Source organism: Micromonospora sp. LOL_025 (genome assembly GCF_048060285.1).
Lineage (GTDB): Bacteria > Actinomycetota > Actinomycetes > Mycobacteriales > Micromonosporaceae > Micromonospora.
This window is the reverse complement of the sequence record NZ_JBHMIR010000010.1, coordinates 164,106-186,139: the sequence shown is the minus strand read 5'-3', so window position 1 is coordinate 186,139 and position 22,034 is coordinate 164,106. Positions and strand designations below refer to the sequence as shown.

The 22,034-nt window shown below is 73.8% G+C and carries 20 protein-coding genes and 1 pseudogene; 8 read left to right on the top strand and 13 right to left on the bottom strand.

Annotation, left to right across the window (positions count from 1 at the left end; all coding sequences use genetic code 11):
* Positions 1–47: 47 nt before the first annotated feature.
* On the bottom strand, positions 48–1,388 hold the full coding sequence (locus ACFHW0_RS15980) for a carbohydrate-binding protein (protein ID WP_416608393.1): 1,341 nt from the start codon (positions 1,386–1,388) through the stop codon (positions 48–50).
* A gap of 213 nt (positions 1,389–1,601) precedes the next feature.
* Between ACFHW0_RS15980 and ACFHW0_RS15975 the strand changes: the two genes are divergently transcribed.
* A complete protein-coding gene (locus tag ACFHW0_RS15975) occupies positions 1,602–1,961 on the top strand; it encodes a hypothetical protein (protein ID WP_416608391.1) in 360 nt (119 codons plus the stop codon).
* A gap of 57 nt (positions 1,962–2,018) precedes the next feature.
* Here the strand turns inward: ACFHW0_RS15975 and ACFHW0_RS15970 are convergent, their stop codons facing one another.
* The 3 genes from ACFHW0_RS15970 to ACFHW0_RS15960 form a co-directional block, all read right to left on the bottom strand.
* The gene (locus ACFHW0_RS15970; protein ID WP_416608452.1) at positions 2,019–3,887 is read right to left on the bottom strand and encodes an adenylyl cyclase; all 1,869 of its coding nucleotides are present in this window, start codon (positions 3,885–3,887) and stop codon (positions 2,019–2,021) included.
* Positions 3,888–4,190: 303 nt separating this feature from the next.
* Positions 4,191–6,056 (bottom strand): hypothetical protein, encoded by a 1,866-nt coding sequence (locus ACFHW0_RS15965; protein ID WP_416608389.1) that lies wholly within the window; start codon positions 6,054–6,056, stop codon positions 4,191–4,193.
* 92 nt (positions 6,057–6,148) lie between these two features.
* Positions 6,149–6,436, bottom strand: coding sequence for a DUF1905 domain-containing protein (locus ACFHW0_RS15960; protein ID WP_416608387.1), 288 nt, complete (start codon positions 6,434–6,436; stop codon positions 6,149–6,151).
* 169 nt (positions 6,437–6,605) lie between these two features.
* On the opposite strand from ACFHW0_RS15960, the gene ACFHW0_RS15955 reads away from it, so the two are divergent.
* Complete coding sequence (locus ACFHW0_RS15955) at positions 6,606–7,571, top strand: ATP-grasp domain-containing protein (RefSeq protein ID WP_416608385.1); 966 nt, start codon at positions 6,606–6,608, stop codon at positions 7,569–7,571.
* Positions 7,572–7,743: 172 nt separating this feature from the next.
* The gene (locus ACFHW0_RS15950; protein WP_416608383.1) at positions 7,744–9,141 is read left to right on the top strand and encodes an endo-1,4-beta-xylanase; all 1,398 of its coding nucleotides are present in this window, start codon (positions 7,744–7,746) and stop codon (positions 9,139–9,141) included.
* A 111-nt stretch (positions 9,142–9,252) separates the two neighbouring features.
* Here the strand turns inward: ACFHW0_RS15950 and rox are convergent, their stop codons facing one another.
* From rox to ACFHW0_RS15920, 6 genes and pseudogenes are all read right to left on the bottom strand, one after another.
* Complete coding sequence (gene rox, locus ACFHW0_RS15945) at positions 9,253–10,737, bottom strand: rifampin monooxygenase (protein ID WP_416608382.1); 1,485 nt, start codon at positions 10,735–10,737, stop codon at positions 9,253–9,255.
* A gap of 210 nt (positions 10,738–10,947) precedes the next feature.
* Positions 10,948–11,304 (bottom strand): annotated as a pseudogene (locus ACFHW0_RS15940) (MFS transporter); the annotation flags it as partial.
* Positions 11,235–11,759, bottom strand: a complete 525-nt coding sequence (locus ACFHW0_RS15935; protein ID WP_416608450.1) for an MFS transporter — start codon at positions 11,757–11,759, stop codon at positions 11,235–11,237. The pseudogene ACFHW0_RS15940 and the gene ACFHW0_RS15935, both read right to left, overlap by 70 nt.
* Positions 11,723–12,232, bottom strand: a complete 510-nt coding sequence (locus ACFHW0_RS15930) for a hypothetical protein (RefSeq protein WP_416608380.1) — start codon at positions 12,230–12,232, stop codon at positions 11,723–11,725. The genes ACFHW0_RS15935 and ACFHW0_RS15930 overlap by 37 nt, the downstream gene beginning before the upstream one ends.
* Positions 12,229–12,483 (bottom strand): hypothetical protein, encoded by a 255-nt coding sequence (locus tag ACFHW0_RS15925; RefSeq protein ID WP_416608378.1) that lies wholly within the window; start codon positions 12,481–12,483, stop codon positions 12,229–12,231. The genes ACFHW0_RS15930 and ACFHW0_RS15925 overlap by 4 nt, the downstream gene beginning before the upstream one ends.
* A 203-nt stretch (positions 12,484–12,686) precedes the next feature.
* Complete coding sequence (locus tag ACFHW0_RS15920; protein ID WP_416608376.1) at positions 12,687–15,317, bottom strand: CHAT domain-containing protein; 2,631 nt, start codon at positions 15,315–15,317, stop codon at positions 12,687–12,689.
* A 186-nt stretch (positions 15,318–15,503) separates the two neighbouring features.
* Between ACFHW0_RS15920 and ACFHW0_RS15915 the strand changes: the two genes are divergently transcribed.
* From ACFHW0_RS15915 to ACFHW0_RS15905, 3 genes are read left to right on the top strand one after another with little or no spacing between them, the layout of a single operon-like run.
* On the top strand, positions 15,504–16,814 hold the full coding sequence (locus tag ACFHW0_RS15915; RefSeq protein WP_416608374.1) for a S8 family peptidase: 1,311 nt from the start codon (positions 15,504–15,506) through the stop codon (positions 16,812–16,814).
* A gap of 31 nt (positions 16,815–16,845) precedes the next feature.
* A complete protein-coding gene (locus ACFHW0_RS15910; protein WP_416608372.1) occupies positions 16,846–17,484 on the top strand; it encodes an RNA polymerase sigma factor in 639 nt (212 codons plus the stop codon).
* Positions 17,459–17,923, top strand: a complete 465-nt coding sequence (locus ACFHW0_RS15905; protein WP_416608370.1) for a hypothetical protein — start codon at positions 17,459–17,461, stop codon at positions 17,921–17,923. The genes ACFHW0_RS15910 and ACFHW0_RS15905 overlap by 26 nt, the downstream gene beginning before the upstream one ends.
* 134 nt (positions 17,924–18,057) lie before the next feature.
* On the opposite strand, the gene ACFHW0_RS15900 is transcribed toward ACFHW0_RS15905, so the two are convergent.
* The 3 genes from ACFHW0_RS15900 to ACFHW0_RS15890 all read right to left on the bottom strand — a co-directional run bounded on the left by ACFHW0_RS15900 (position 18,058) and on the right by ACFHW0_RS15890 (position 19,886).
* Positions 18,058–19,101, bottom strand: a complete 1,044-nt coding sequence (locus ACFHW0_RS15900; RefSeq protein WP_416608369.1) for a hypothetical protein — start codon at positions 19,099–19,101, stop codon at positions 18,058–18,060.
* A 175-nt stretch (positions 19,102–19,276) separates the two neighbouring features.
* Complete coding sequence (locus tag ACFHW0_RS15895; protein ID WP_416608367.1) at positions 19,277–19,705, bottom strand: hypothetical protein; 429 nt, start codon at positions 19,703–19,705, stop codon at positions 19,277–19,279.
* Complete coding sequence (locus tag ACFHW0_RS15890) at positions 19,695–19,886, bottom strand: helix-turn-helix transcriptional regulator (RefSeq protein WP_121399264.1); 192 nt, start codon at positions 19,884–19,886, stop codon at positions 19,695–19,697. The genes ACFHW0_RS15895 and ACFHW0_RS15890 overlap by 11 nt, the downstream gene beginning before the upstream one ends.
* A gap of 267 nt (positions 19,887–20,153) precedes the next feature.
* Between ACFHW0_RS15890 and ACFHW0_RS15885 the strand changes: the two genes are divergently transcribed.
* Both ACFHW0_RS15885 and ACFHW0_RS15880 read left to right on the top strand, forming a co-directional pair.
* Complete coding sequence (locus ACFHW0_RS15885; RefSeq protein WP_416608365.1) at positions 20,154–20,450, top strand: hypothetical protein; 297 nt, start codon at positions 20,154–20,156, stop codon at positions 20,448–20,450.
* A gap of 213 nt (positions 20,451–20,663) precedes the next feature.
* A complete protein-coding gene (locus ACFHW0_RS15880) occupies positions 20,664–21,998 on the top strand; it encodes a GNAT family N-acetyltransferase (RefSeq protein ID WP_416608363.1) in 1,335 nt (444 codons plus the stop codon).
* The last annotated feature ends 36 nt before the right edge of the window (positions 21,999–22,034 follow it).

Sequence of the window (22,034 nt, the reverse complement as noted above, 5' to 3'; positions counted from 1 at the left end):
CTCCCTGCCCCGGAGGGGGTGCGACCGCGCGGCCGGTGTCCGGCGGCTCAGCGGCCCTGGAGAGCCCTGACGTTGTCGCCGAAGGTCCAGCCCTTCGACCCGTCCCAGTTCAACGACCAGGTCATCAGGCCCTTCAGGCCGCCACGGTAGGTGTTCCACGCCTGGGCCACCGTCGCCGGGGCCATGTGGCCGCCCCCGGCGCCGGGCTGCGCCGGCAGGCCGGGGACCTGCTTGTCGTACGGGACCCGGATGGTGGTGCCCTGGACGACCAGGCCGGCGTTGAGGCAGTCGGTCTGGGCGGTGAAGCCCTGCACGGTCCCGGCCGGGTACGAGTCGCCGGAGCAGCCGTACATGCTGCCGTTGTAGTACTGCATGTTCAGCCACCAGAGCCGGCCGTTGTCGGCGTACCGCTTGATGATCGGCAGGTACGCGCCCCAGATGGAGCCGTAGGTGACGCTGCCGCCGGTGACGTACGCGGTCTCCGGTGCCATGGTGAGGCCGAAGCCCGCCGGCATCCGTGCGAGCACCCCGTCGATGATGCGGATCAGGTTCGCCTGCGACGGGGAGAGCTGGGAGATGTTTCCGCTGCCGGTGAGCCCGGTCTCGATGTCGATGTCGATGCCGTCGAAGTTGTACCGCTGGAGGATCGGTACGACGGTCGCGACGAACCGGTCGGCGACGGCGGCCGAGCCGAGGTCGATCCCGGCGGTCGCGCCACCGATCGACAGGAGGATGGTCAGGCCGGCGGCCTTGGCGCGGCACATCTCGGCGGGGGTGGGCACCTTGACGGTGGTGTCCATGCCGTCCTCCCACAGCACGGTGCCGTCGGCGCGGATGACGGGGAACGCCGCGTTGATCACGTTGTACCCGTGTGCGGGGATCCGGGCGTCGGTGATCGGGATCCATCCCAGCGGCGGGTGGACGCCGTTCGCCGCGCCGTCCCAGTTCTCCCAGTAGCCCTGGAGCACCTTGCCGGTCGGCTTCGGCTTGCCTGCGCAGGTGTCCGGGCCGGGCGTGGGCGTCGCGGTGGGTGTCGGCGTCGGGGTGGGGGAGGGCCCCGACGTGGCGGTCGGGGTGGGTGACGGCGTGCCGCCGCCGTCGCAGGCGCCGAGGTCTCTCCAGAGGGAGGGCGTCGCGGCGGGGTGCCAGCCGGCGCCCGGCGGGGGCGTGTGCGTCACCAGCGCCTGGTAGGAGCGTCCCGCGTAGCTGACCCGGCTGCCGGCGGCGTACGTGGTGCCCTCGGCCCAGGCCGGCGCGGCGCAGGCCGCCAGGGCGACGTCGGGGGCGGTCTTCGCGGCGGCGCGGCCGTCCACGACGGGCACGGCCGCCAGGGCGGCGGTGAGCGCCGCGCAGGCCAGCAGCGCGGGCATCGTACGTCGAAGTCGCATGGCATTCCTCCTCGTCGATGGCGGGAGGCTATCAGTTAACTTTGTTAAATGTAAGCGGTCGGCCCGGAGGCGGTGCGTGGGCGGACCATCGCGGGGCGGCCGAGGGCTCCCGGTAAAACTTTTCGCCGACATCGACGACGGTCGTGGAGCTAATCTCCGGAACGGGATACCCTCCTGTGGACCACCTGCCGTCCACCGTGGAGGAGATCGAGCATGCGCAAGTTGATGTCGGCGGTCGGAGCCGGAGCGATGCTGACCGTGGGGCTGCTCGCCGGCGCCGGCCCGGCGCAGGCGGCGAGCTGCACGCTCGTGCAGTCCGAGATCTACAACGGGGCCAACATCATCGCCTGGTCGCAGGGCCTGCAGGGCTGCTCCGGCGACGTCTACTGGGAGATCCAGTCGGGCGACGCCGGCGGCTGGCAGGTCGCGCAGAGCGGCACCACGCACTACGCCAACGAGGTGCAGAGTTACTACGGCGACGTCGAGCTGCCGTGCTACCTGCGGGTCTACGCGAAGTTCGGCACCCAGGAGAAGCTGACCCAGCCCGCGCGCAACAACAACTGCGCCGGCTGACGACCGGGTCGGACGGAACGGGGTGCGCGCCCCGTCCGACCCGGTCTCCCGCAACGGCTACGGAGCGGGGTACCGCGTGACGTAGACCGGTTCCCCGACCCGCGTCATGTCGGCCGCCGCGCCCACGCCGTTGACCACGTGGTCGATCGTGCCGGCGCTCAGGTTCACGGTCATCACGTGGTGCAGCCTGACGCCCGGGGCGACGGGGACCTCGAAGCCGTTCTCGGTGCGGATCGACGGGTTGTTCTGGTTGAACACGTACACCCCGCCGCCGTGCAGCGTGTGGTGCCGCACCCGGTCGCCGACCTTGTACCCGGCCCAGCCCTCGACCTCGCCGTTCATCCAGTCGGCCTGCGTCGGCGGGTCGTACGGCAGCTCGTTCTGGTAGAGGACCGTCGTGCCGTGCTCGCCGTTCCAGACCGTGTTGTACCGCTGGAAGTGCTCGACGAACAGGCCGGTGGCCGTCACGTGGTCGCCGTTGATGACGGCGCCGTAGCGGCCGGTGTTGGTGCGCCAGCGGTCGGTGTCGCCGTTGACACCCTCGGTGAAGCCCTCGACGCCGTGGTCCCCGCGCCACACCCACGTGTGGTCGATCAGGACGTGGTCGGCGTTGACCTCCAGCGCGGTGTGCGTCCTGCCGATGTGCGGCCCGCCGACGCGGAAGTACACGTCGGACAGTGTGATCGGGTTGCGCGGGGTGCTGGCGTTGCGGCCGTGCTTGCGCCCCACGCGCAGCAGCACCGGCGACTCGGTGAGGCCGGCGTCGACGGTGACCCCGGCGACGACCACGCCGGGCACGCCGGCGACGTCGAGCGGCACGGCGCCGTCGACGGCGGTCAGCGTGGCGTGGCCGATGCCGAGGACCACGGTGTCGGGCCGCCTGACCTCGATGCTGCGGTCGATGTCGTACACGCCGGGGGTGAGCAGCAGGTGCTTGCCGCGGGCGAGCTGACTGTTGATGACGTGCACCGGATCGGACGGCTTGGCGATGAAGAAGTCCCGGATGCCGATGGTGCGGCCCGGCGTCACGCCGTCACCCCAGGAGACGCCCCGGCTGTCACGCCGGACGGCGGGGACGCGGACCTGGTACCGGCCCCGGTCGTCGACGAACAGGTACGGCTTCTCCCTGCTCACCGGCGTGGTGTCCAGCGTCGTGTACGGCGGGTCGGGAAAGTCGGCGTCGTCGGGGGCGCCCACGGTGCCCGCGAAGACCTGGTTCCACACCGCGTTGGACCAGCTCTCGACCTCGCTGTTGCGGGTCAGCCACTGCTGCTGCGAGCCGTTGGTGGTGGCGGGCAGCCGGGAGTCGGCGATGAAGCCGCCGCTGGCGTACTGCGGGCCGGCCGTGCAGTAGTCCATCAGCGACAGGCCGCCGCCGCTGATGTCGAGCCGGCGCATGGACACCGCCTGGGACACCGCCCAGAAGTTCGCCGAGGAGCGGCAGCCGTCCTGGCCGGCGGCGTTGATGGACAGCGACAGGTTGGACAGGGTGCGCCAGAAGTTGACCAGGGCGATGCAGTTGCCGGTCCCGCCGCCTTCGAGGCAGCGGTTGTAGGTCTCGATCTTGCCGTTGACGGTGACGTCGGTGGGGGAGGCGCCCAGGCCGGAGACCTCGGTGTAGTAGCCGACCTTCACGTGGAGGGGCTGCGCGGCCGTGCCGTAGCTGCCGGGCTTGAAGAGGTACGCGTGCCGCGTGGTGCCCATCTCGGCGTCGACCTGCCGGGCGTGCGCCGCGTCGAGGGTCGCCTGGATCTCGGCGACCGGTGTGTCGGGGTCGAAGATCGTCACGTTGGGCCCGAAGTCCGGAGCGCCGTGGCGGGCCGGTCCGGCGGTGGCGGCCGTGCCGGTGCTGCCGGCGACCGCCGTCAGCACCAGGCCGAGGGCGAGCGTCCGGCGGAGCCGCCGTCGCGCGTCGGGGGACTGCATCCTCATCGTTCGTCCTCTCCGCCGGCCGGGACGGGTGCCGGGCTCGGCGACGTGGTGGGGGAGGTGTTCCGGCGCGGGCGCGGGTGGGCGCGCCGATGGCCGGCTCGCGGTCGTCGTCGACCTGCCTCGTGGGGCGGCGGCGGGGGACAGCGCACCCGTGAGAGCGCTCTCTCGCCGCCGCGACTTCTATCACGCCGTGAAAGAAGGGTTGGCATGTTTCTACCCTGTCGATCCGCCGGGCGCTACCGCTGCGTGCTGACGAATCCCGCTCCCGCCAGGCTCGGCCGACAGGCCGCTGGCGGGTTAGCCGTGCCCGGCCGGCCGGTGGAGCGGCTGCACGAGGACCGGTCGGTACCCGGCCTCGGGCGGCAACGCCACGCCCTCCACCAGGCCGCTGCGAAGGTGCAGCCGCACCAGGGGCAGACCGAACTCGTTGCGTCCGTGGTCGGCCGGGACGAGCACGTGCTCCGAGCTCTCCCAGACCGGCCCGCCCGGGACCGGGCTGGTCGCGCTGCCGCCGGGCAGCGGCAGCATCCGGGGCCGGTCGGGGTGTGCCGGGTCGTACAGACGCAGGCTCGGCGGCGCGTACACCCAGGAGTACAACTGCCGGCCGCCGGGCACGAGCGCGGCGGCCGGGTCCACGGGCAGCACGACGACCTCGCCGTCGGGCCGGATGAGCAGCGCCGGGTGGCTCCGGTCACGGGCCAGCGCCACACCGCTGTACGGGTCGACCTGGCGCAGCGCGTGCGGCAGCGGCTCCGGCTCCTCGCCCGGCGCCCAGCGCACCGAGGCCGCGCCGCCGTCGACGCTGGCGTACACGGCCCCGTCGTGGATCCCGACGGCGGAAAGGTTGTCAGCCTCGTCCCACGGCATGCTCTGCCGGGAACCGTCGGCGAGGTCGACGAGGTGCAGCCGGTTCCGGGATCGTCGGCCGACGTGGAACTCCACGACGCCCAGCCGCTCGCCGGCCGCGTCCAGGACGGCCCGCCAGCCCATGCTCGTGCCGAGCAGCACGAACTCACCGTCGGGGCGCACCAGCGCGGTCTGGGTGCTGCCGAGCAGCACGGTGCCGTGTCGGCTCTGCATGGCCTGCGTCACCTGGACCCCCGGCCAGCGCGCCAGCACCACCGGTGTGTCGTCGCGCCACACGACCAGCTCGCCCCCGGAGCCGACGAATCCGGCGCGGGGCGGTGGCCCGGGAGGTAGCGCCGGTGGCCGGGTCTCCAGGGTGGGCGACAGGCGGCTCCTCGTCGTTACCCACGCCATGGCCGGACCGCTGGCCCCTGGCTGCCGTACGGTGCCGCCGGGACCGGCGTGCGGGCCGGGCCCGGCATCGCTCGGAGCGGCGGCCACGGTGCCGCGCAGACGCCCGAGGCCGGTCGGTCGGCTCACCGGCTGCGGCGGTGGTTGCCGAGGCGCGCGCGGGGTCGGCTGGACGACCAGTGTCAACGGCCCGTCAGTGCTGTCGAAGGGGGCGAGCAGCCCGTCGCCGACGGCGTGGCGCAGGATCGCCCGGACGGCGTCCGGCGTGCTGAGCAGCCGATCGGCGAGCCAGTCGATGGTGACGGTCGCCGCGCCCTCGCGCGCCCACAGCAGCAACGACAGCAGGTCGGAGGTGGCGTACCTGAAGTGTGCGGAGGGACCGCCGCCGCGGGTGCGCAGGGCCGGCTGGGCGAGGTCGTCCTCGCTGAGCAGCGGGCTGCTGCGCGCGATCCACCGGGGTGGCTCCGGGCTGGCGGACACGGGCCAGAACCGCAGCAGGTAGCTGTCGCCCTCGTCGGCCGGTCGCCGGCAGAAACGCAACCGGTAGAGGCCCGGCTCCCCCAGGCGGAACGAGTCGCGGGGGGAACCACCGGTCACCATCGCCAGGCCGACCGTCCCGCCGGTGGCGAAGGGCGTCTCGACGACGTCGGCCCAGTCGTCGTCCTCGGGCGGAGGTGCGTCGTGGCTTTCGAGCCGCACCTCGTGGTAGCGGTCCGACGCGCGGCCGTCGATCCAGCCGTCCCCGGCGCGGGCGATTGAGCCGCACGGCTGCGTCTTCACCGCGTATTCGCGCAGCAGCTCGTCGACCCGCACCCGCGCCGGACCCCACGGGTCCGCCTCGCGCAGCAGGAACGTGCCGTACTCCGGCCAGTATTCGCGGTCCTCGAAAGCTCGTAACAGTGCCACCGTCATTCCTCCCCGTCGCGCCCCGGCACGCTACCGACCGCCTCCGACGTCCTGCCGCCTCCGTGATCCGGTCGGGGAGCGGAACCGGCCACTCACCCGTCGACGACCAGGCGGATCCTCACGGTGTCGCCCACCGCCAGCCCTTCGGCCCGTCGCACGGCCGCCTTCACCGGCACGATGTATCGCCCGTCCTTGGGGAACAGGGACGTGCTCCAGCCGGTCTTCCCGATCCGCGCCGCGACGGGGATCATGCCCCAGCCGTAGCTCACCCCCGCAGACCTCGCGGCCAGCTCCTGGCAGCCCTCTTCCGGAACGGTGACGAAGTGCCATGGCGCGGGGCCTCTCCAGAACCACAGCTCGCCGCTCAACTCCAGGTCCATCGGTCCAGCATAGGAACGGCGACCGACTCTTCCGGACGGGTGGGGCGCCGCGCGGCGACGCCGGCGACCTGGCCGGGCAGCCGGAGACCGAGCCCGGGTTCGCGGTGACCCGCGCGCCCGCCGGCCGGCGGCACTCGCGTCGCCGGCGCCGATGGGGCAGCATTCCCCCGTGCTCCTGATCGTTCCCTCGGACCCGCTGCGACCGCGCCACCCGGACGCCCACTTCGCTGCGGAGGCACGCGCCGCCCAGGAGGCCGACGTCGAGGTCGCCGTCGTCGACCACGACGCGTTGGCCCGTGGCGACGACGTGTCGCGGGCGGTGTCGCGGGTGGCGGCCGAGGGCGTCGCGGTCTACCGCGGCTGGATGCTGCGCAGCGAGCGGTACGCCGCCTTCGCGGACGCGTTGGCCCGCCGGGGCGTCAGCCTGCGTACGAGCGGCGAGCAGTACCGGCGCGCCCACGAGCTGCCGGGCTGGTACCCGGACCTGGTCGAACTGACGCCACGCTCGGCGTGGACGGTCGGCACGGAGCGCGCGGACTTCGACCGGGCGAGGCGCGCGCTCGGCGGCGGGGCGGCGGTGCTGCGCGACTTCACCAAGTCGTTGAAGCACCACTGGCACGAGGCGGCGTTCATTCCTGATCTCGACGACGGCGATGCCGCGTGGCGGGTCGCGAGCCGCTTCGTCGACCTGCGCGGCGACGACCTCGTCGGGGGCCTGGTCCTGCGACGGTTCGAGCAGTTCACCACCGCCGAGGTCCGCACGTGGTGGGTCGACGGCGTCTGTGTCCTGGTCGGCGCCCATCCCGACAGTCCGCACGACACGCCGCCGGAGGCGTTCGACGCGGGTCCGGTGAGCGGGCCGGTGGCGGCGCTGGGGCTGCCGTTCGTGACCGTGGACCTGGTGCGGCGCGCCGACGGCGTCTGGCGCATCGTCGAACTCGGGGCGGGCAGGTCAGCGACCGGCCGTCCACCGTCGACCCGGCCGCCCTGGTCGGTGTCCTGCGCCGCGGGTCCTGACCTCCGAAACTTCCGGTCCCTGGGTCGGTGCCGATTCGGCTGGCGGGCAGGGAGGGACCCCGACGTGGGCGAATGCGCGGAGCGCACTCATCGAAAGAATCCGATAATCGGGCGTTGAGGTTCCGGACATGTTCCGATACGGTCCGATGGAAGGGCTTCGATCAACTCACGGCGTCGAGGATGCAGACGGCGGTGTGGTCTCCGGGCGACCACTCCACCGGCCCCACGCCGTGGCGGGCGGTTGCCGAGGCGGCCTTCCTCATCCATTCGGCTCATCGAAAGGCTCTGCCATGGACAACTCGCTCGCCCGTGCCAGCGGGCGCCCGGTGACCCGCCGGCGGCCACGCGTCGCGCTGGCGTCGGTCGTGGTCGGTCTCTCCGTCGTCGCCACGACGGTGGCGGCGGCGTCCGGCGCCAGCGCCGGGACGACCCTGGGGGCGTCCGCCGCCGAGAAGGGGCGCTACTTCGGCGCCGCGGTGGCGGCCAACAAGCTCTCCGACACCACGTACGTCGGGATCCTCAACCGGGAGTTCACCTCGGTCACCCCGGAGAACGAGATGAAGTGGGACGCCACCGAGCCGTCCCAGGGCCAGTTCACGTTCGCCAACGCCGACCGAATCGTCAACCACGCCCGCGCCAACGGGATGCAGGTGCGCGGCCACGCCCTGGCCTGGCACTCCCAGCAGCCGGGGTGGGCGCAGAACCTCAACGGGAGCGCGCTGCGCCAGGCGATGGTCAACCACGTCACCCAGGTGGCGACCTACTACCGTGGCAAGATCCACTCCTGGGACGTGGTGAACGAGGCGTTCGCCGACGGCGGCAGCGGGGCCCGCCGCGACTCGAACCTGCAACGCACCGGCAACGACTGGATCGAGGTGGCGTTCCGCGCCGCGCGCGCCGCCGACCCGACCGCGAAGCTGTGCTACAACGACTACAACACCGACGGGCAGAACGCCAAGAGCAACGCGGTGTACGCCATGGTGCAGGACTTCAAGGCCCGGGGCGTACCGATCGACTGCGTCGGCTTCCAGTCGCACTTCAACAGCGCCTCCCCGGTACCCGCCGACTACCAGGCCAACCTGCAACGCTTCGCCAACCTCGGCGTGGACGTGCAGATCACCGAGCTGGACATCGAGGGCTCGGGCCAGACGCAGGCCGACAACTACGGCCGGGTGGTGCGCGCCTGCCTCGCCGTGACCCGCTGCACCGGCATCACCGTGTGGGGCATCCGGGACACGGACTCCTGGCGCGCCAGCGGCACCCCGCTGCTCTTCGACGGCAGCGGCAACAAGAAGCCGGCGTACACCGCCACCCTCGACGCCCTCAACGGCGGCACCACCCCGCCGCCCACCACCGCGCCCCCGACGACCCCGCCGCCCACCACTCCGCCGCCCTCCGGCGACTGCGCCGCGACGGTGTCGCTGAACTCGTGGAACGGCGGCTTCGTCGCCACGGTACGCGTCACCGCGGGAGCCGCGGCGATCAACGGCTGGGCGGTCGCCCTCACCCTGCCGGCCGGCGCGACGGTCACCAACACGTGGAGCGCGCGCGCCACCGGGGCCAGCGGCGCCGTGACGTTCGGCAACGTGGACTACAACGGCAGGCTCGCCGCCGGAGCCGTCACCGAGTTCGGCTTCCAGGGCAGCGGAACCGGCCCCACCGGCACGCCTACCTGCACCGCGAGCTGACCCGTCCGACGGCCCGGCGCGGATGCTCTCCCGCGCCGGGCCGTCGGCGTCGCACGCGCCTCACACCGCGCACCGGCACCCCCGGGGCGTCCGCGGTCCTCGACGCGTCCCTCACCCGGCCGTAGGAGCTCCTGCGGTAGCGCCTCGGCTGATCCGGCCGGCGCGGCCGGGCGCGCCGAACCACCTGGCCAGCGCGGCATCGAGCGTCTGCTGGTCCTCGCCGACCCACGCGACGTGCCCGTCCGGCCGGAGCAGTACCGCCGGCACGTCCAGCTCCCCGCTGCGGTCGGCGATGTGGTCGACCCGGCCGGCCCAGCCGTGCGCCGAGAGCCGCCCCGTCCGGTCGAGCAGCAGCCCGCCGCCGGCGCGCATCAGCTCGAACAGGCGCCCGTGCGTCAGCTGGACGTCGCGCAGCCGCCGCCCGAGCAGGGCATGGCCCGCGCCGAAGTCGTACCGGATGCTGATCGCCGTGATCTTCTCGATCAGGAACCGGTTGACGTCGTCGAGGTCCATCAGCTGCGCCATCAACCGCCGGACGGCCTGCGGCCCGGGCTCGTTGGTCGTCAGCTGCATCTGTGCGCGGGTGTTGGTCAGCACGTCGGCGGCCACCGGATGCCGCTCGGACTCGTAGCTGTCCAGCAGGTCGTCCGGTGCCCAGCCGTCGACGGCCGCCGCCAGCTTCCAACCAAGGTTGAACGAGTCCTGGATCCCGAGGTTGAGCCCCTGCCCACCCAAAGGCGGGTGGACGTGCGCGGCGTCCCCGGCCAGAAACACCCGTCCGACCCGGTAGCGCTCGGCCTGGCGGGTCGCGTCGCCGAAGCGCGACAGCCAGCGGGGGGAGTGAGCGCCGAAGTCGGTGCCGGCGTACCTGCGCAGCTGCCGCGTGAAATCCTCGAGCGTCGGCGGCACCGAACGGTCCTCGGCCACGCCCTCCGCCGGCACGACCGCCCGGAACACCCCCGGCTTGCCCGACGGCCCGATCCCGAAGCGCTTCTCGGTCTTGCGCACCTCGGTCATCACTGCGGTGATGTCGTCCGGGGACGCCGTCACCTCCATCTCGCCCAGCAGCGTGTCGATCCTCGACGGCTCGCCGGGGAAAGCGACGCCGAGCAGTTTCCGGACCGTGCTGCGCCCACCGTCGCAGCCGACCACGAACCGCGCCCGCAGCGGCGTGGCAGTTTCATCGCCGACGTGGACGGTCACGCCGTCGTCGTCCTGCTCCAGCCCGACCACCGCGCAGCCGCGCCGGATCTCGGCGCCGACTTCGGCCGCGTGCTCGGCGAGCAGCCGGTCGGTGAGCGTCTGCGGAATGCCGAGCACGTATCCGTGGGCGGTGTCCAGCCCGGTGGGAGCGGGCTTTTCGATGCCCGCGAAGAATCCCCGGATCGGGTACTGCGTGCCGTTCTCGAGGAACCGCTCCAACAGCCCTCGCTGATCCATCACCTCGATACTGCGTACGTGCAGCCCGAGCGACCGCACGAACGGCGGCGGTTCGGCCTCCTTCTCCAGTACGAGTACGTCGACGTCCCGCAGCCGCAATTCGATTGCCAGCATCATGCCGGTCGGCCCGCCGCCGGCAATGATCACATCGAACATGAATTCCCCCATGGTGTGCAATTCCTGCGCTCGGCCGACGATTGTGTGCCACGACCGGGGTCTTGCCGCAAGCCCGGGGGTGCGGTATACGTTGATAGTGGCAAGGAGTTCTCCTCCTTGCCTTTGTTGTTCTCAGGCCGCCACACCTGTTCTCAGGTCAGGTCCGCGCCCCTCACCACCGGCGATCAGGGTCCGGTGGTCCTGCCACAGTCAGCCGGGCCGGGCCTCGGCGGTCGTGGCCGTTCCCTCCGGCTGCCGCTGCTCGGGAACCGGGGGTCGTCGCATCGTCCGCCAGGGGCCGCCGAGCAGCGGGGCGAGCACGACGAGCAGGTAGCAGGCACCGACCGTGAGCAGGGTGGCGGTGGTGCCGAACCGGTCGGCGGCCAGGCCGGCTCCGAGCGCGCCGAGCGGCATGGCGGCCCAGGCGCCTGCGCCGATCACGCCGTACACGCGCGCCCGCATGTGCGCGGGCACCCGTTCGAGTTTCACCGCGCCGATCAGCGGGTTGATCGCGCCGGCGGCGAGGCCGGCGACCGCGAAGACCGCTGCCACCACGGGCAGCGGCGGGGCGGCGGCGAGGGCCCAGAAGGGTGGGGCGCCGGCGACGGCGAAGGCGGTGACGAAGGTGGCCGGCGGGGCAGCCCGTGCCCGACGGCGCTGAAGAGCAGCGAGCCGACCAGCGCGCCGCCGCCCATCGCGCCGACCAGCAGGCCGAACGCGGCGGCACCGCCGAGGTCCCGCGTGGCGACGACCGGCAGCAGCACGTTGCTCTTGGTGGCGTCGAGGAGGTTGGTGACCAGTACCAGCAGCACCATGGCGCGCAGCAGTGGTTCGCGAATCAGGAAGCGCAGCCCGGCCATGAAGTCCTGCCAGTAACCGCCGGAGGCTGCCGTCGGGCTGTCGGCCGGGCGCAGGCTCGCCGGCACCAGCGCCGGGACCGCTGCCGCCGAGACGGCGAACGTGACCGCGTCCACTGCCAAGGCGGTCAAGGCGCCGAGCGTGCCGACCAGCAGGCCGGCCACCGGCGCGCCGAGCAGGCGGGCGCCGCGTTCGGCGGCCTCGAACCAGCCGATCGCCCGTTCGATCGGCACCCCGGCGGCGGCCGCCGCCTCGGGCAGCAGCGCGGTCCGGGCCGTCTGACCGGGGTGTCGAGCAGGCCGCTGACGAAGACCAGGGCGAGCAGCGCCGGGAAGGGCAGCCCGACGGTGGCGTGCAGCAGCGGTACGGCGGCGATCGTCACGCCGGAGACCAGGTCGGCCAGCACGCTGGCCCGGCGGTAGCCGATCCGGTCGACGAGCACGCCGCCGAAGGCGCCACCGAGCACGACCGGGGCGGTGGCGAACGCGCCGGCGAGCCCGGTGGCGGCGAGGGAGTCCGTCTCGGCCAGCACGTAGAGCGGCAGCGCGATCAGGGTCAGCATGTTGCCGGTCAGCGAGACCGCGTGGCCGACCAGCAGCCCGAGCAGCGGGGCCCGGCGTGACGTGGCCAACGTCATCGCGGGTCCCGGAAGGCGTGGTAGATGAGGGCGATCGTGCGGGCGTCGGCTCGGCCGGCGTCGCTGCGGGCGCGCCAGCGTTCGGCCAGGGCCGCCAGGTCCGCGCGCAGCTCCACCAGCTCGTCGCTGGTCAGGTGCAGCGTGGAGTCGCTGCTGGTGGTGCCGCGTACCGACTCCGGTTCGAGGGTGGCCTCGGCGTCGAGGTAGGTCCGGATGCGGTCGACGTACCGGTCGAGGATGGCGCGGCGCAACAGGTCGGAGGCGGCCTTGCGTTCCGGGTCGGCCAGCGCCTCGACCGGCTCCCAGGAGGTGCGGGTGTGCGTCGCCCGCCACCAACGTTCGCGCCGGTTGCGGGCCAGCTCGGGGACCTCCCGGACGAAGCCTGCGACAACCTTGGGGGAGCCCGAGCAGTCCCTGCCCGCCGGATGGGGGTACTGCGGTCTTCCCCCGCAGGTCAGCCGGCGCCGAAGCAGACGAAGGCGGCGGCGGTGGCGTGGGCGGCACCGCCGCCGTCGGTGTCGAACGCGCGCTGGGCCTCGGCGAGTGCCGCCGCCGGCGCAGCACCGGCACGCATCCGCCGGTGCAGGTCCAGCATCAGCGCGGTGGTCAGGTCGGCCGGGACCGGCAACACGGTGGCGATCAGGCTGCGGGTGCCGAGGGCCAGCAGCACGGCGGTGAAGCCCATCACCTCGTCGCCGGGCCGGACGCCGGAGAGGCCGGAGTCGCAGGCCGAGAGCACCACGCAGCCCGGTGGGCGGGTCAGCCGCTCCAACCCGTACGCCGTCAACGGCCCGTCGGCCAGCTCCAACGTGGAGAAGAGCGGGTTGTCGGCGCGGAAGGTGCCGTGCGCGGCGATGTGGGCCAGCCCGGTCCCGTTCAGCGCGTCGGTGACCGCGTCGGCGGTGGCGGCGCAGCCGGTCAGGGGACGGGAGCCGGGCAGGGCCGCGCCGAGCTGGCGTACCTCGGTCTCTGCGGCAGGAAGTCGGGGCCCGGCCACCAGCACCGGCGGGCCGGCCGGGACGGTGCGGCCTACGGCGTGCAACCAGACCGTCGCCGAGGGCGCCACCGTCACCGGCCGGCCGGCGCAGGTCGGCAGACCCGACCAGGGAACGGCGTGCAGCGCGCCGATCGGGACGATCACCAGCGGCCGGTCGCCCAGCAGCCGGCGTACCGGGTCGAAGAGCTGCCGGTCCAGCGCGGTGGTGGCGAACTCGACCCCGGCCCGGGCGCCGGCCGAGTCTCCGGTGGTGACCAGCCGGCGCAGGCCGAACCGGTGCAGGCGGGCCCGGCCCAGCGCCTCGTCGAGCGGGCCGAGGTCGTGCAGGCTGGTCCGGCCGTCGCGGACGAGTACGGCCCGCAGCCGTGGCCCGTGTGCCACCAGTTCCAGCAGTACGGCGTCGCCGAGCGCGGCGGCGAGGGCGCCGACCGTGGGCGGTGTCACCAGGCCGCCGCCGCCCGATTCCCGGGCTCCGCCGTCCGCTCCCCGGGCCAGCTCCCGGATGCGCTGTTCGAGTCGGGCCTGGCTGCGCCGCAACGCGTGCACGGGGTGCCCGGCGAGCAGCGCGTCCTCCAGGGCGGTGCTGACCATCCGTAGCTCGGCCAGGGCGGCGGCCAGCTCGGGGTCCTGCGGCGGCTGCACCGCGCGCATCCGCAGGGCGTTGGCCCGCCAGCGTTCCGCCCAGGCCAGCACCTGGGCGGGCGTGCCGGTGCGGACGGCGATGTCCAGCCCCTCGGCGGCCAGTTCGTGCCCGTACGCCCCGCTGTGCGCGCGTAGCTCGGTGGCGCCCAGGGAGGCCCGGTGGCCGTCGAGCACCGCCAGTCCCCGGCGCAGGGCCCGGGCGGCGCCCCGCAGGTCACCGTCGAGCCGGCGACGCAGGGCGAGCGCGTACCAGCCCTGGGCCCGGTGCGGCGCGGTGCCCCGGCGGTGCGCGCGGGCCGCCACCGCCAGCAGCTCGGCCGCCCGGGCGGGCCGGCCCATCGCCTCGGCCAGCCGGGCGGCCTCGATCCGGGTGGTCAGTGCCGGCGAGGGCCAGCCGGTGGCGTCGAGCTGCCCGGCGGTTCGCACCATGGCGGTGAGCAGGGTCGTCGACCGGGTGCCCCGGGCGAACTCGGCGCGCAGCTCGACGTGCCGGGCGAAGGCGGCCCAGATGCGGCGTCCCTGGCGGCGGAAGCGGGCCCGGGACGAGGCGGCGGCGGTCGCGGCGGTGCCCAGGTCGCCGGCGAGCAGCGCCGCCCGGGCCCGGGCCAGCAGCGCCTCGGCGAGATCCGAGGCCATGCCCCGCCGCCGCAGCTCCGTCACGGCGGAGGTGGCGACCTCGACCGCCTCGTCGACCAGCGGCACCGAGAGCAGCAGTTCGAACCGGTCCAGCAGCAGTGCCGGACGGGGCACCGACAACCGGCGGTACTCGTCGCCGACGGTGGCGAAGGTGCGCAGCGCGCCCGCGACGTCGCCGCGCTGGCCGGCGGCGATGCCGATGTTCCAGCGGGTGTCGGCGGCGGCCAGGTCGAGCCCGAGCCCGCTGAAGATGGCCGCGGAGCGGAACAGGTCGTCGTCGGCGTCCCGACTGGTGCCCCGGTGGGCGTTGAGCAGTCCACGGTTGTTGCGCGCCCGCGCCTCCAGCAGCAGGTCGCCCTCGCGCTGGGCGATCTCCACCGCGAGGCCGTAGTCCCGGACCGCCTCGTCGAACCGCCCCCGGTAGTGCAGCACGACGCCCCGCTGCATCCGGGCCCGGCCGGCGTCGGCGCCGGTCAACCGGGGGAGGGCCAGGGTCACCGCGCGTAGCGCCGCGCCGGTGCGTCCGGCGTTGGCCAGGACGTACCCGAGGCTCATCCGGGCCAGTGCCCGCACCCGCGGCGAGTCGGTGACCCGCACCGCCCGGCGCAGGTGCCGTAGGGCGCCCGGCAGGTCGTTGAGTTCCCGCAGGGCCAGCCCGATGGCGCGCTCGGCGGTGGAGCGCTCGTCGGCGTCGGCGTGACCGGCGGCGAGGACCTGCCGGGCGATCGCGATCGCCTCGCGGGGGTAGCGCTGGACGGCGTCGAGCGCGGCCTGGGCCGGGACGGCACCGGGAACGGCGCTGTCGGCCATGCCAAGAAGAATCCCGCAGTCGCGCTGCCCGGTCAATCGCGTCGGGGCGGACGGGCATCAGTCGCCTGACCGACGATCAATTGACACTCGACTATCCTTTGAAATAATCGTCCGGTGCCTCGGAGAGCGCTTCCGTAGCCGCCCGGCCCGTCGCCGACCACGCATCTTCGACCGCCTGGAGGACCGGTGCCGTCTGACGACTCCTTCGCGTCGCGCCCGCCCGCCGGGTTGTCCCGTCGGCAGGTCATGGCCTGGTCCGCCCTGGCCGCCGCGGCGACGCCGCTCGGTCTCGTCGGGCGGGGCGGCCCGGCCGCCGCCGGCGAGTCACCCGACGCGACCTACCAGCGCGTCTTCCTGGAGGCCCTGGCCGCCGACCCCGACCTGCGCCGGTACGCCGTCGAGGGCCGGGAGTTCCTCTACCGGCCCCGGCAGTTGCTGGTGGCCCACCCGGACGTGCAGCGGGTCGTGAGTCGGCTGCGCAGCTACGGCCACCCGGTCACCGAGGGCGTCGGCTTCGGCGGGGTCGCCCGGCTCCGCTTCGCCGCCGAGACCGACATCCCGTCGGTGGTGACCAGGCTCCGCGACCCGCAGCAGTGGCCGGGGCAGCCGGCGCCCCTGGTCCAGCCGCACCACGCCCTGCTCGGCTTCGGCAACATCATGGGCAACCCGGGCGGTCCGCCCCGGGTCGCCGCCGCGCTGCCGGCGCCGGATCCGGCGCGCGCGGGTGAGGGCGCGGGAGTGACGGTGGGAATCTGCGACACCGGCATCTGGCGGCTGGCCGGTTCCCGTCATCCGCAGTGGCTGGCCGGCAGCTATCTTCCCGAGACCGACGACGAGGACGCGGTCTACGTCGGGGCCGACGTGCTGGCGCTGCAGGGTGGCCACGGCACCTTCGTCGCCGGAGTGGTCCGGCAGGCCGCGCCGGGCGTACGTTTCGATCCCGAGGCCGCGCTGAACGCCACCGGCGTCGGCGACGAGGAGATGCTGGTCGCCGCCCTCGGCCGGCTCGGTCCGCAGGTGTCGGTCGTCAACCTCTCGTTGGGCTACTTCACCCAGGACGACCAGCCCCCGCTGCCACTGGTCAACGCGTTGGCCGGGCTGCCCGGCCGGGCGGTGGTGGCGTCGGCGGGCAATGCCGGCAACAGCCGGCGGGCCTGGCCGGCCGCCCTGGACCGGGTCCTGGCGGTGGGCGCGGTGAGCGCCGGATCCACCGGCCCGGTGCCGGCGCCGTACAGCAGCTACGGGTCGTGGGTGGACGCCTGTGCCCTGGGGGAGCGGACCAGCACCTACGTCAGGGGCCGACTCCAGTTGCCGGGCCAACCGATCCGGTACTTCGACGGCTTCGCCGCCTGGGCCGGCACCTCGTTCGCCACCGGCCACGTCGCCGGGCGACTGGCCGCGCTGATGACCAGCGCCGGGCTCGGCGCGGAGGCGGCCCGAGCCGCGCTGGTCGCCGGCCCGCGCTGGCATCCCGACTACGGCGTACTCGTCGCGTGAGGCCGGCATCGGCACGCCGGGCGTCGTACCGGTGAGCGAGCGCGGCACCGTCGGGCTGGTCGCCGCCGCCTCCTGCGGTGACGAGCGGGCGTGGGGTGAGTTGGTGCGCCGCTACACCCCACTGGTGCTCTCGGTGATCCGGTCGTACGGACTCGACCCGGTCGACGCGGCGGACGTCAACCAGACCGTCTGGCTGCGCGCGGTGGAGCACCTGGGGCGGCTGCGGGAGTCTAACGCCCTGCCCGCCTGGCTGATCACCACCACCCGACGCGAGTGTTACCGGCTGCTTCGCCTCGGCCGGCGGACCCAGCCGTTCGACCCGTACGACGACTCGGTCGACGGGCACGTCGGTGCCCATCTGCTGGTGGATCCGGTCACCCCGGACGAGGACCTGTTGCGCGCCGAGCGGCAGCAGGCGCTGCGGGAGGCGTTCGCGCAGTTGCCGCCGCGCTGCCGGGACCTGCTGGCCCTGCTGATGGCCGATCCGCCGGTCAGCTACCGCGAGATCGGCGCGCGGCTGGGCATGCCGGTGGGCAGCGTCGGTCCGAGCCAGGCCCGGTGCCTGCACAAGCTGCGGAACTGTCCGGCACTCGCCCCGTTCCTCAGGGCGCGCCCGGGCGACGAGGGGAGCGGAGGTGACCGGGATGGAGCCGTGGCCGCCAGCCGCTGACGACGCCCTGCTGGCCGAGTTGAGGGCCGCCCTGCGGGACTCCGGCCCGGTGCCGGAGGAGTTCCTGGCCGCGGCCCTCGCCGCGTTCAGCTGGCGGACCGTCGACGCCGAACTGGCCCTCGCCGAGCTGACCTTCGACTCGGCCTGCGACCCGGAACCGGCCGGTCCCACCCGGTCCGCCGGCTCGGCGCGCACGTTGACGTTCCGCACCGGTGCGGTGGTGGTCGAGATCGAGGTGACCCCGACCGGCATCGTCGGGCAGCTCTCGCCGGCCCGGGGCGGGCGGGTCATCGCGCGTACCTCCGTCGGCCCGTACGAGGAGGTGCCGGTGGACGCGGTCGGCTACTTCTCGATGGGGATGCCGCCCGCCGGCCCGGTCCAGCTCTGCGCCCGCACCGCCGGGTACGCGGTGGCGACCACCTGGGTCACCCTGCGCTGAGCCGGACACCGAGCGGGCCCGGAGGCCGGCCGTCGAGGGCCCGGGAGCGCCGCGGCGGCGGCGACACCGCCGGACGTGCGGAACGGAGGTCGCGGGCCCCGTCCGCGACCTCCGTCCCTGCCCCTTGCGGGCGCTTACCTGGCCCGCTGGGCCACCGTGATGTCGTACCGCACCCCGCCGAGGTCGGCCCGCGCGGCGCCGGTGGTGTCCGGGCCGACCTGGGTCACGTTGACGGCGGTCTTCTCCTGGGTCGGCACGGCCGCCGTGAAGTGCAGCGAGAAGGCGAGCCGCTCACCGGGGTTGAGCTCCAGGTTGTCCAGGCTGGCCTGGCCGATGTCGACGATCTCGACCTGGTTGCGGCCCACCTCGCGGACACCCTTGCCGGCCTTGCCGCCCTTGGCCCAGCGCTCGAACAGGGCCGGGCCGAGGTCGGCGACGAGCCGGCCACCGGCGGCCTGGAACGGCGCCCCGGTCTGGCTGAAGACCACGCTGCTGCGGGCCGGCCGGGTCAGCGTGTTGCCGATGGCGAACGGCCGCGTCTGCGCGAGGCCGCCGGCGGTCACCGCCACCGAGTCCACGTTCCGCCAGGCGATGTTGTTGTTGTGGCGGGTGTTGACGCCGATGTCCGGTCCCTCGAAGGTCATCGGGTCGTTGGGGGAGACCCAGCGCGCCAGCAGGCAGAAGTGACCCGGGCCGGGCACGTTGTCCCACGGGATGGTGACCGAGGTGACGCCCGGGTAGACCGGCACCGCCATCGCGCCGATCTGCGTCCACGCCCCCGGCCAGGCCGCCCCGCCGCCGGGCGTGGTCCGGTAGACCCAGATCGTGCCCTCCTCCATCACGCTGTCGCCGTACGGGCCGGGGTTGCGCAGCTTGATGAAGATGTAGTTCCGCTGGCCGACGATCGGGTTCTGGCTGGTCGCGCACTCGACGGCGGTGTGGCAGACCTTGATGTCCGCGCTCTGCCAGAGCGGGTTGAGCGCGTGCGGTTCGAGCCCCACGTCGGCGGCCGTGTCCTTCATGTACACGTCGACCGCGGCGGCGGTGGCGGGGCCTTCCGCCGGGCCGGCCAGTGGTGCGGCACCGGCCGCGGTGACGGACAACAGCGTCGCCAGTGCCGCGCCGGTGAGCAGGGCGAGCGTCGAACGGCGCGCTCTTCCTGCGAGTCTGGTAGACACATTTCCTCCCGATGATGGGGGATCGCCGTTCGCCCCGAGGTGGTGGCGTGGGCGGGTGGACATCCTTACGGAGTCCGATCGATGCGAGTAGATACATCTGCCGCCGGCGGGTGATGTCAGATGGCGGGAGTTGCCGTCAAGCCGGCGAAAAGCCGCACAGCGCTCGGATCCGCGCTCAACTGCGTCGGTTGATGACCGCGAAGGCGGTCGCCCCGACCAGGACCTCCGCCAGGATCAGCAGCGCCAGCATCATCTCGACCGCGGCGCCGAGCCCGATCGCGATCCCCGCCGTGCCGGTGAGCGGCAGCGCGAGCAGCCCGAGCACGGCCAGGGCGCGGGTGAGGACGGCGTCGTCCCGCTCGTCACCCGACTGGGACCACGCCCGCTCGAAGGTCGTCGCGCGTTCCGGTCGTCTGCTGAGCCGCCACGCCATCACCCCGACACCGATCAGCCCGAGCGCCGCGCCCAGGAGGAAGCCCACTCCCATGTTCCCGGGCGCGTGCTCGCGCAGCAGCAGGCCCACGGCGATCAGCAGCGCCACGATCGCCATGCCGACGCCGAGAGCCAGGGCCCTGCGCCTGTCCGTGTGTCGATCAGTCGACATGGAAGATCTCCTCGACGGTGCGGTGGAAGTGGCGCGCGATGGCAATGGCCAACGGCAGGGAGGGGTCGTAGCGGCCGTTCTCGATCGAGTTGATCGTCTGTCGCGAGACGCCCAGCGCCTGGGCCAGCTCGCGCTGGGACAGCCCGGTGGCCAGCCGGAGCGCGCAGAGGTCGTTCTTCATGAACACCCCCTGATGTCAAGTGACCTTGTCGCGACAAGCGTGCTTGACACTCTCCGCGGTTGTCAAGTTCGCTTGTCTCCGGCGGGGGTCCGCCGGCCCGACCGGCGCCCCGTGGCGACGTCCCGACCGGGAACGGCTCCTTCCACTGAGTGCCGCCGCCCCGGCTGTGCCTGGCGGTCCCCGACTCGATGCCGCCCCCCGTGACGCCGGGGCGTACCCATCGACCACAATCAGAGTCCGTCACCGTCCACAGTCGAGAGGACCCGAGTGAAACATCGCCTTCTACACGCCCTGACGGTCGCGACCGTCGTCTTCTCCGGTACGGCTGTGGTAGCCGCGCCGGCCTCGGCGAGCGACGCGTGGGGCATCGTCTGCAACCTCCGGCAGAACACCTGGCTGCGCGCCGAGCCGCACGGTCACGTGCTGCTCACCCTGACCGCCGGGCGCGGGTTCCGCTGGCACGGTCAGGTCTCGGCCGTCGACGACGATGTCTGGATCTACGGCCAGGGCGCCGAGCACCCGTCCGTGGACGGTTGGGTCCCGGCCGGCAACACCACCTGCTGAACCGGCACCTGAGCTGGGGCGGCCGTCGCGCGCTGCCGTCCCGGCGCAGGGCGACGGGCGGGATCCGCTGACCACGCCGATCCCGGCCGTGCGCCGAGCCTGGGCGCCGAACGCCACCGTGGCGCCGACCCGATCGACGGCGGCGCCGCGGGTGGTTCCGGCGCGGCTCGCCTCGGCACGCCACCGACGGAGGCTCCTGTGCGAAGGTAAGGCATGACAAGGCAGAGCGACGGTTACGTGATCCGGGCCGGCCGACCCTCCGACGCGCCCGAGCTCGCCGCCCTGCACGCGTCGGTCCAGCTGCAGTGGGTGACCGGCGGGAAACCGCACCCCGGCATCGCCGCCTGGGTCGAGAGCCTGCTGACCGGCCACCCCTCGGTCGTGCCCGACGACTTCCTGGTCGCGGTGGACCTGGCGACCGACCGCCCGGCGGCGAGCCTCGTGGGCCTCCGGCAGGACTGGAGCGTGGCCGGGGTGCGCCTGCCGGTGGCCCAGGTCGAGCTGGTCGGTACGGCGCCGGAGCACCGCGGGAACCAGCTCACCCAGCGGCTGTTCGCCGCGCTGCACGAGCGGTACGCGTCCCGCGGCGTGCCCGTCCAGGTCATCGAGGGAATCCCCTACTTCTACCGGCGGCTCGGCTACGACTACGCCCTCACCAGCGGCGGCGCGCCGGCGGTGCCCGCCACCGCACTGCCGGCCACTGGGCAGGCCCGGCCGGACGGCCCCTCCGACGGCCTGACGCTGCGCTCGGCGACCGCCGCGGACGCGGGTGCCCTCGCCGACATCGACCGGCGGCTCGCTGACGGCGACGCCCTGGTCTGCCCGAGGGACGCGGGTGTGTGGCGGTACGAGATCGCCGGACGCCGTCAGGCGGACCTCGCCCGGCGCGTCGTCGCCGTCCTGGTGCGAGGCGCCGAAGTCCGTGGATACCTGGTGCACGGTGCCCGGCTCAACGCCGCCGGCGAGCTGGCCGTGTTCGCGGCGGCCTGTACGCGCACGGCCGACTGGCCGCAGGCCGCCGTAGCCATGCACGCGTACCTGGCCCGGATCGGTCGAGGGTACGAGGCGTCGGCGGGTCGGCCGTTCGTCGCGGTCTGCCCCGCGCTCGACCACGAGCACCCGCTGGTGCGCCTCGGCCCGCCGGGCGTACCGAGGCGGCCCAGAGGCTGGTACGTCCGCAGCGGCGATCCGGTCGACCTGCTCGCCCGGTTGGTGCCGCTGCTGCGGGCCCGTTGGCGCGCGGCCGGCCTGCGGTGGCGTGAGGCCACACTGACCATCGACATGTACGGCCCCGCCGCCCGGCTGGTGTTCACCGACGGCGAGCTGACGGCGGTGACGGCGGTGCGCGGCACGGTCGGCCCGGCCACCGACCCGGCGACCCACGCCGCCGTCCCGCCGGGCGCTCTGCTCCAGCTCGCCCTCGGCAACCGCACCCTGCCCGAGGTGCTGGACGCCTGGCCGGACTGCCTGCTGCGGGACCGCCTCACCGAGCACTTCCTGACGGCGGCGTTCCCCCGGGTGCCGGTCCGCGTCTGGCCCCGCAACTGAGCAGGGCGCGGTTGCCGTCGTACCGGAGGTCGCGGC

Coding starts and splice junctions, on each gene's coding strand:
- ACFHW0_RS15980 (WP_416608393.1), bottom strand. CDS start 1,388: ATGCGACTTCGACGTACGATGCCCGCGCTGCTGGCCTGCGCGGCGCTC.
- ACFHW0_RS15975 (WP_416608391.1), top strand. CDS start 1,602: ATGCGCAAGTTGATGTCGGCGGTCGGAGCCGGAGCGATGCTGACCGTG.
- ACFHW0_RS15970 (WP_416608452.1), bottom strand. CDS start 3,887: ATGCAGTCCCCCGACGCGCGACGGCGGCTCCGCCGGACGCTCGCCCTC.
- ACFHW0_RS15960 (WP_416608387.1), bottom strand. CDS start 6,436: ATGGACCTGGAGTTGAGCGGCGAGCTGTGGTTCTGGAGAGGCCCCGCG.
- ACFHW0_RS15950 (WP_416608383.1), top strand. CDS start 7,744: ATGGACAACTCGCTCGCCCGTGCCAGCGGGCGCCCGGTGACCCGCCGG.
- rox (WP_416608382.1), bottom strand. CDS start 10,737: ATGTTCGATGTGATCATTGCCGGCGGCGGGCCGACCGGCATGATGCTG.
- ACFHW0_RS15930 (WP_416608380.1), bottom strand. CDS start 12,232: ATGACGTTGGCCACGTCACGCCGGGCCCCGCTGCTCGGGCTGCTGGTC.
- ACFHW0_RS15920 (WP_416608376.1), bottom strand. CDS start 15,317: ATGGCCGACAGCGCCGTTCCCGGTGCCGTCCCGGCCCAGGCCGCGCTC.
- ACFHW0_RS15905 (WP_416608370.1), top strand. CDS start 17,459: ATGGAGCCGTGGCCGCCAGCCGCTGACGACGCCCTGCTGGCCGAGTTG.
- ACFHW0_RS15895 (WP_416608367.1), bottom strand. CDS start 19,705: ATGTCGACTGATCGACACACGGACAGGCGCAGGGCCCTGGCTCTCGGC.
- ACFHW0_RS15890 (WP_121399264.1), bottom strand. CDS start 19,886: ATGAAGAACGACCTCTGCGCGCTCCGGCTGGCCACCGGGCTGTCCCAG.
- ACFHW0_RS15880 (WP_416608363.1), top strand. CDS start 20,664: ATGACAAGGCAGAGCGACGGTTACGTGATCCGGGCCGGCCGACCCTCC.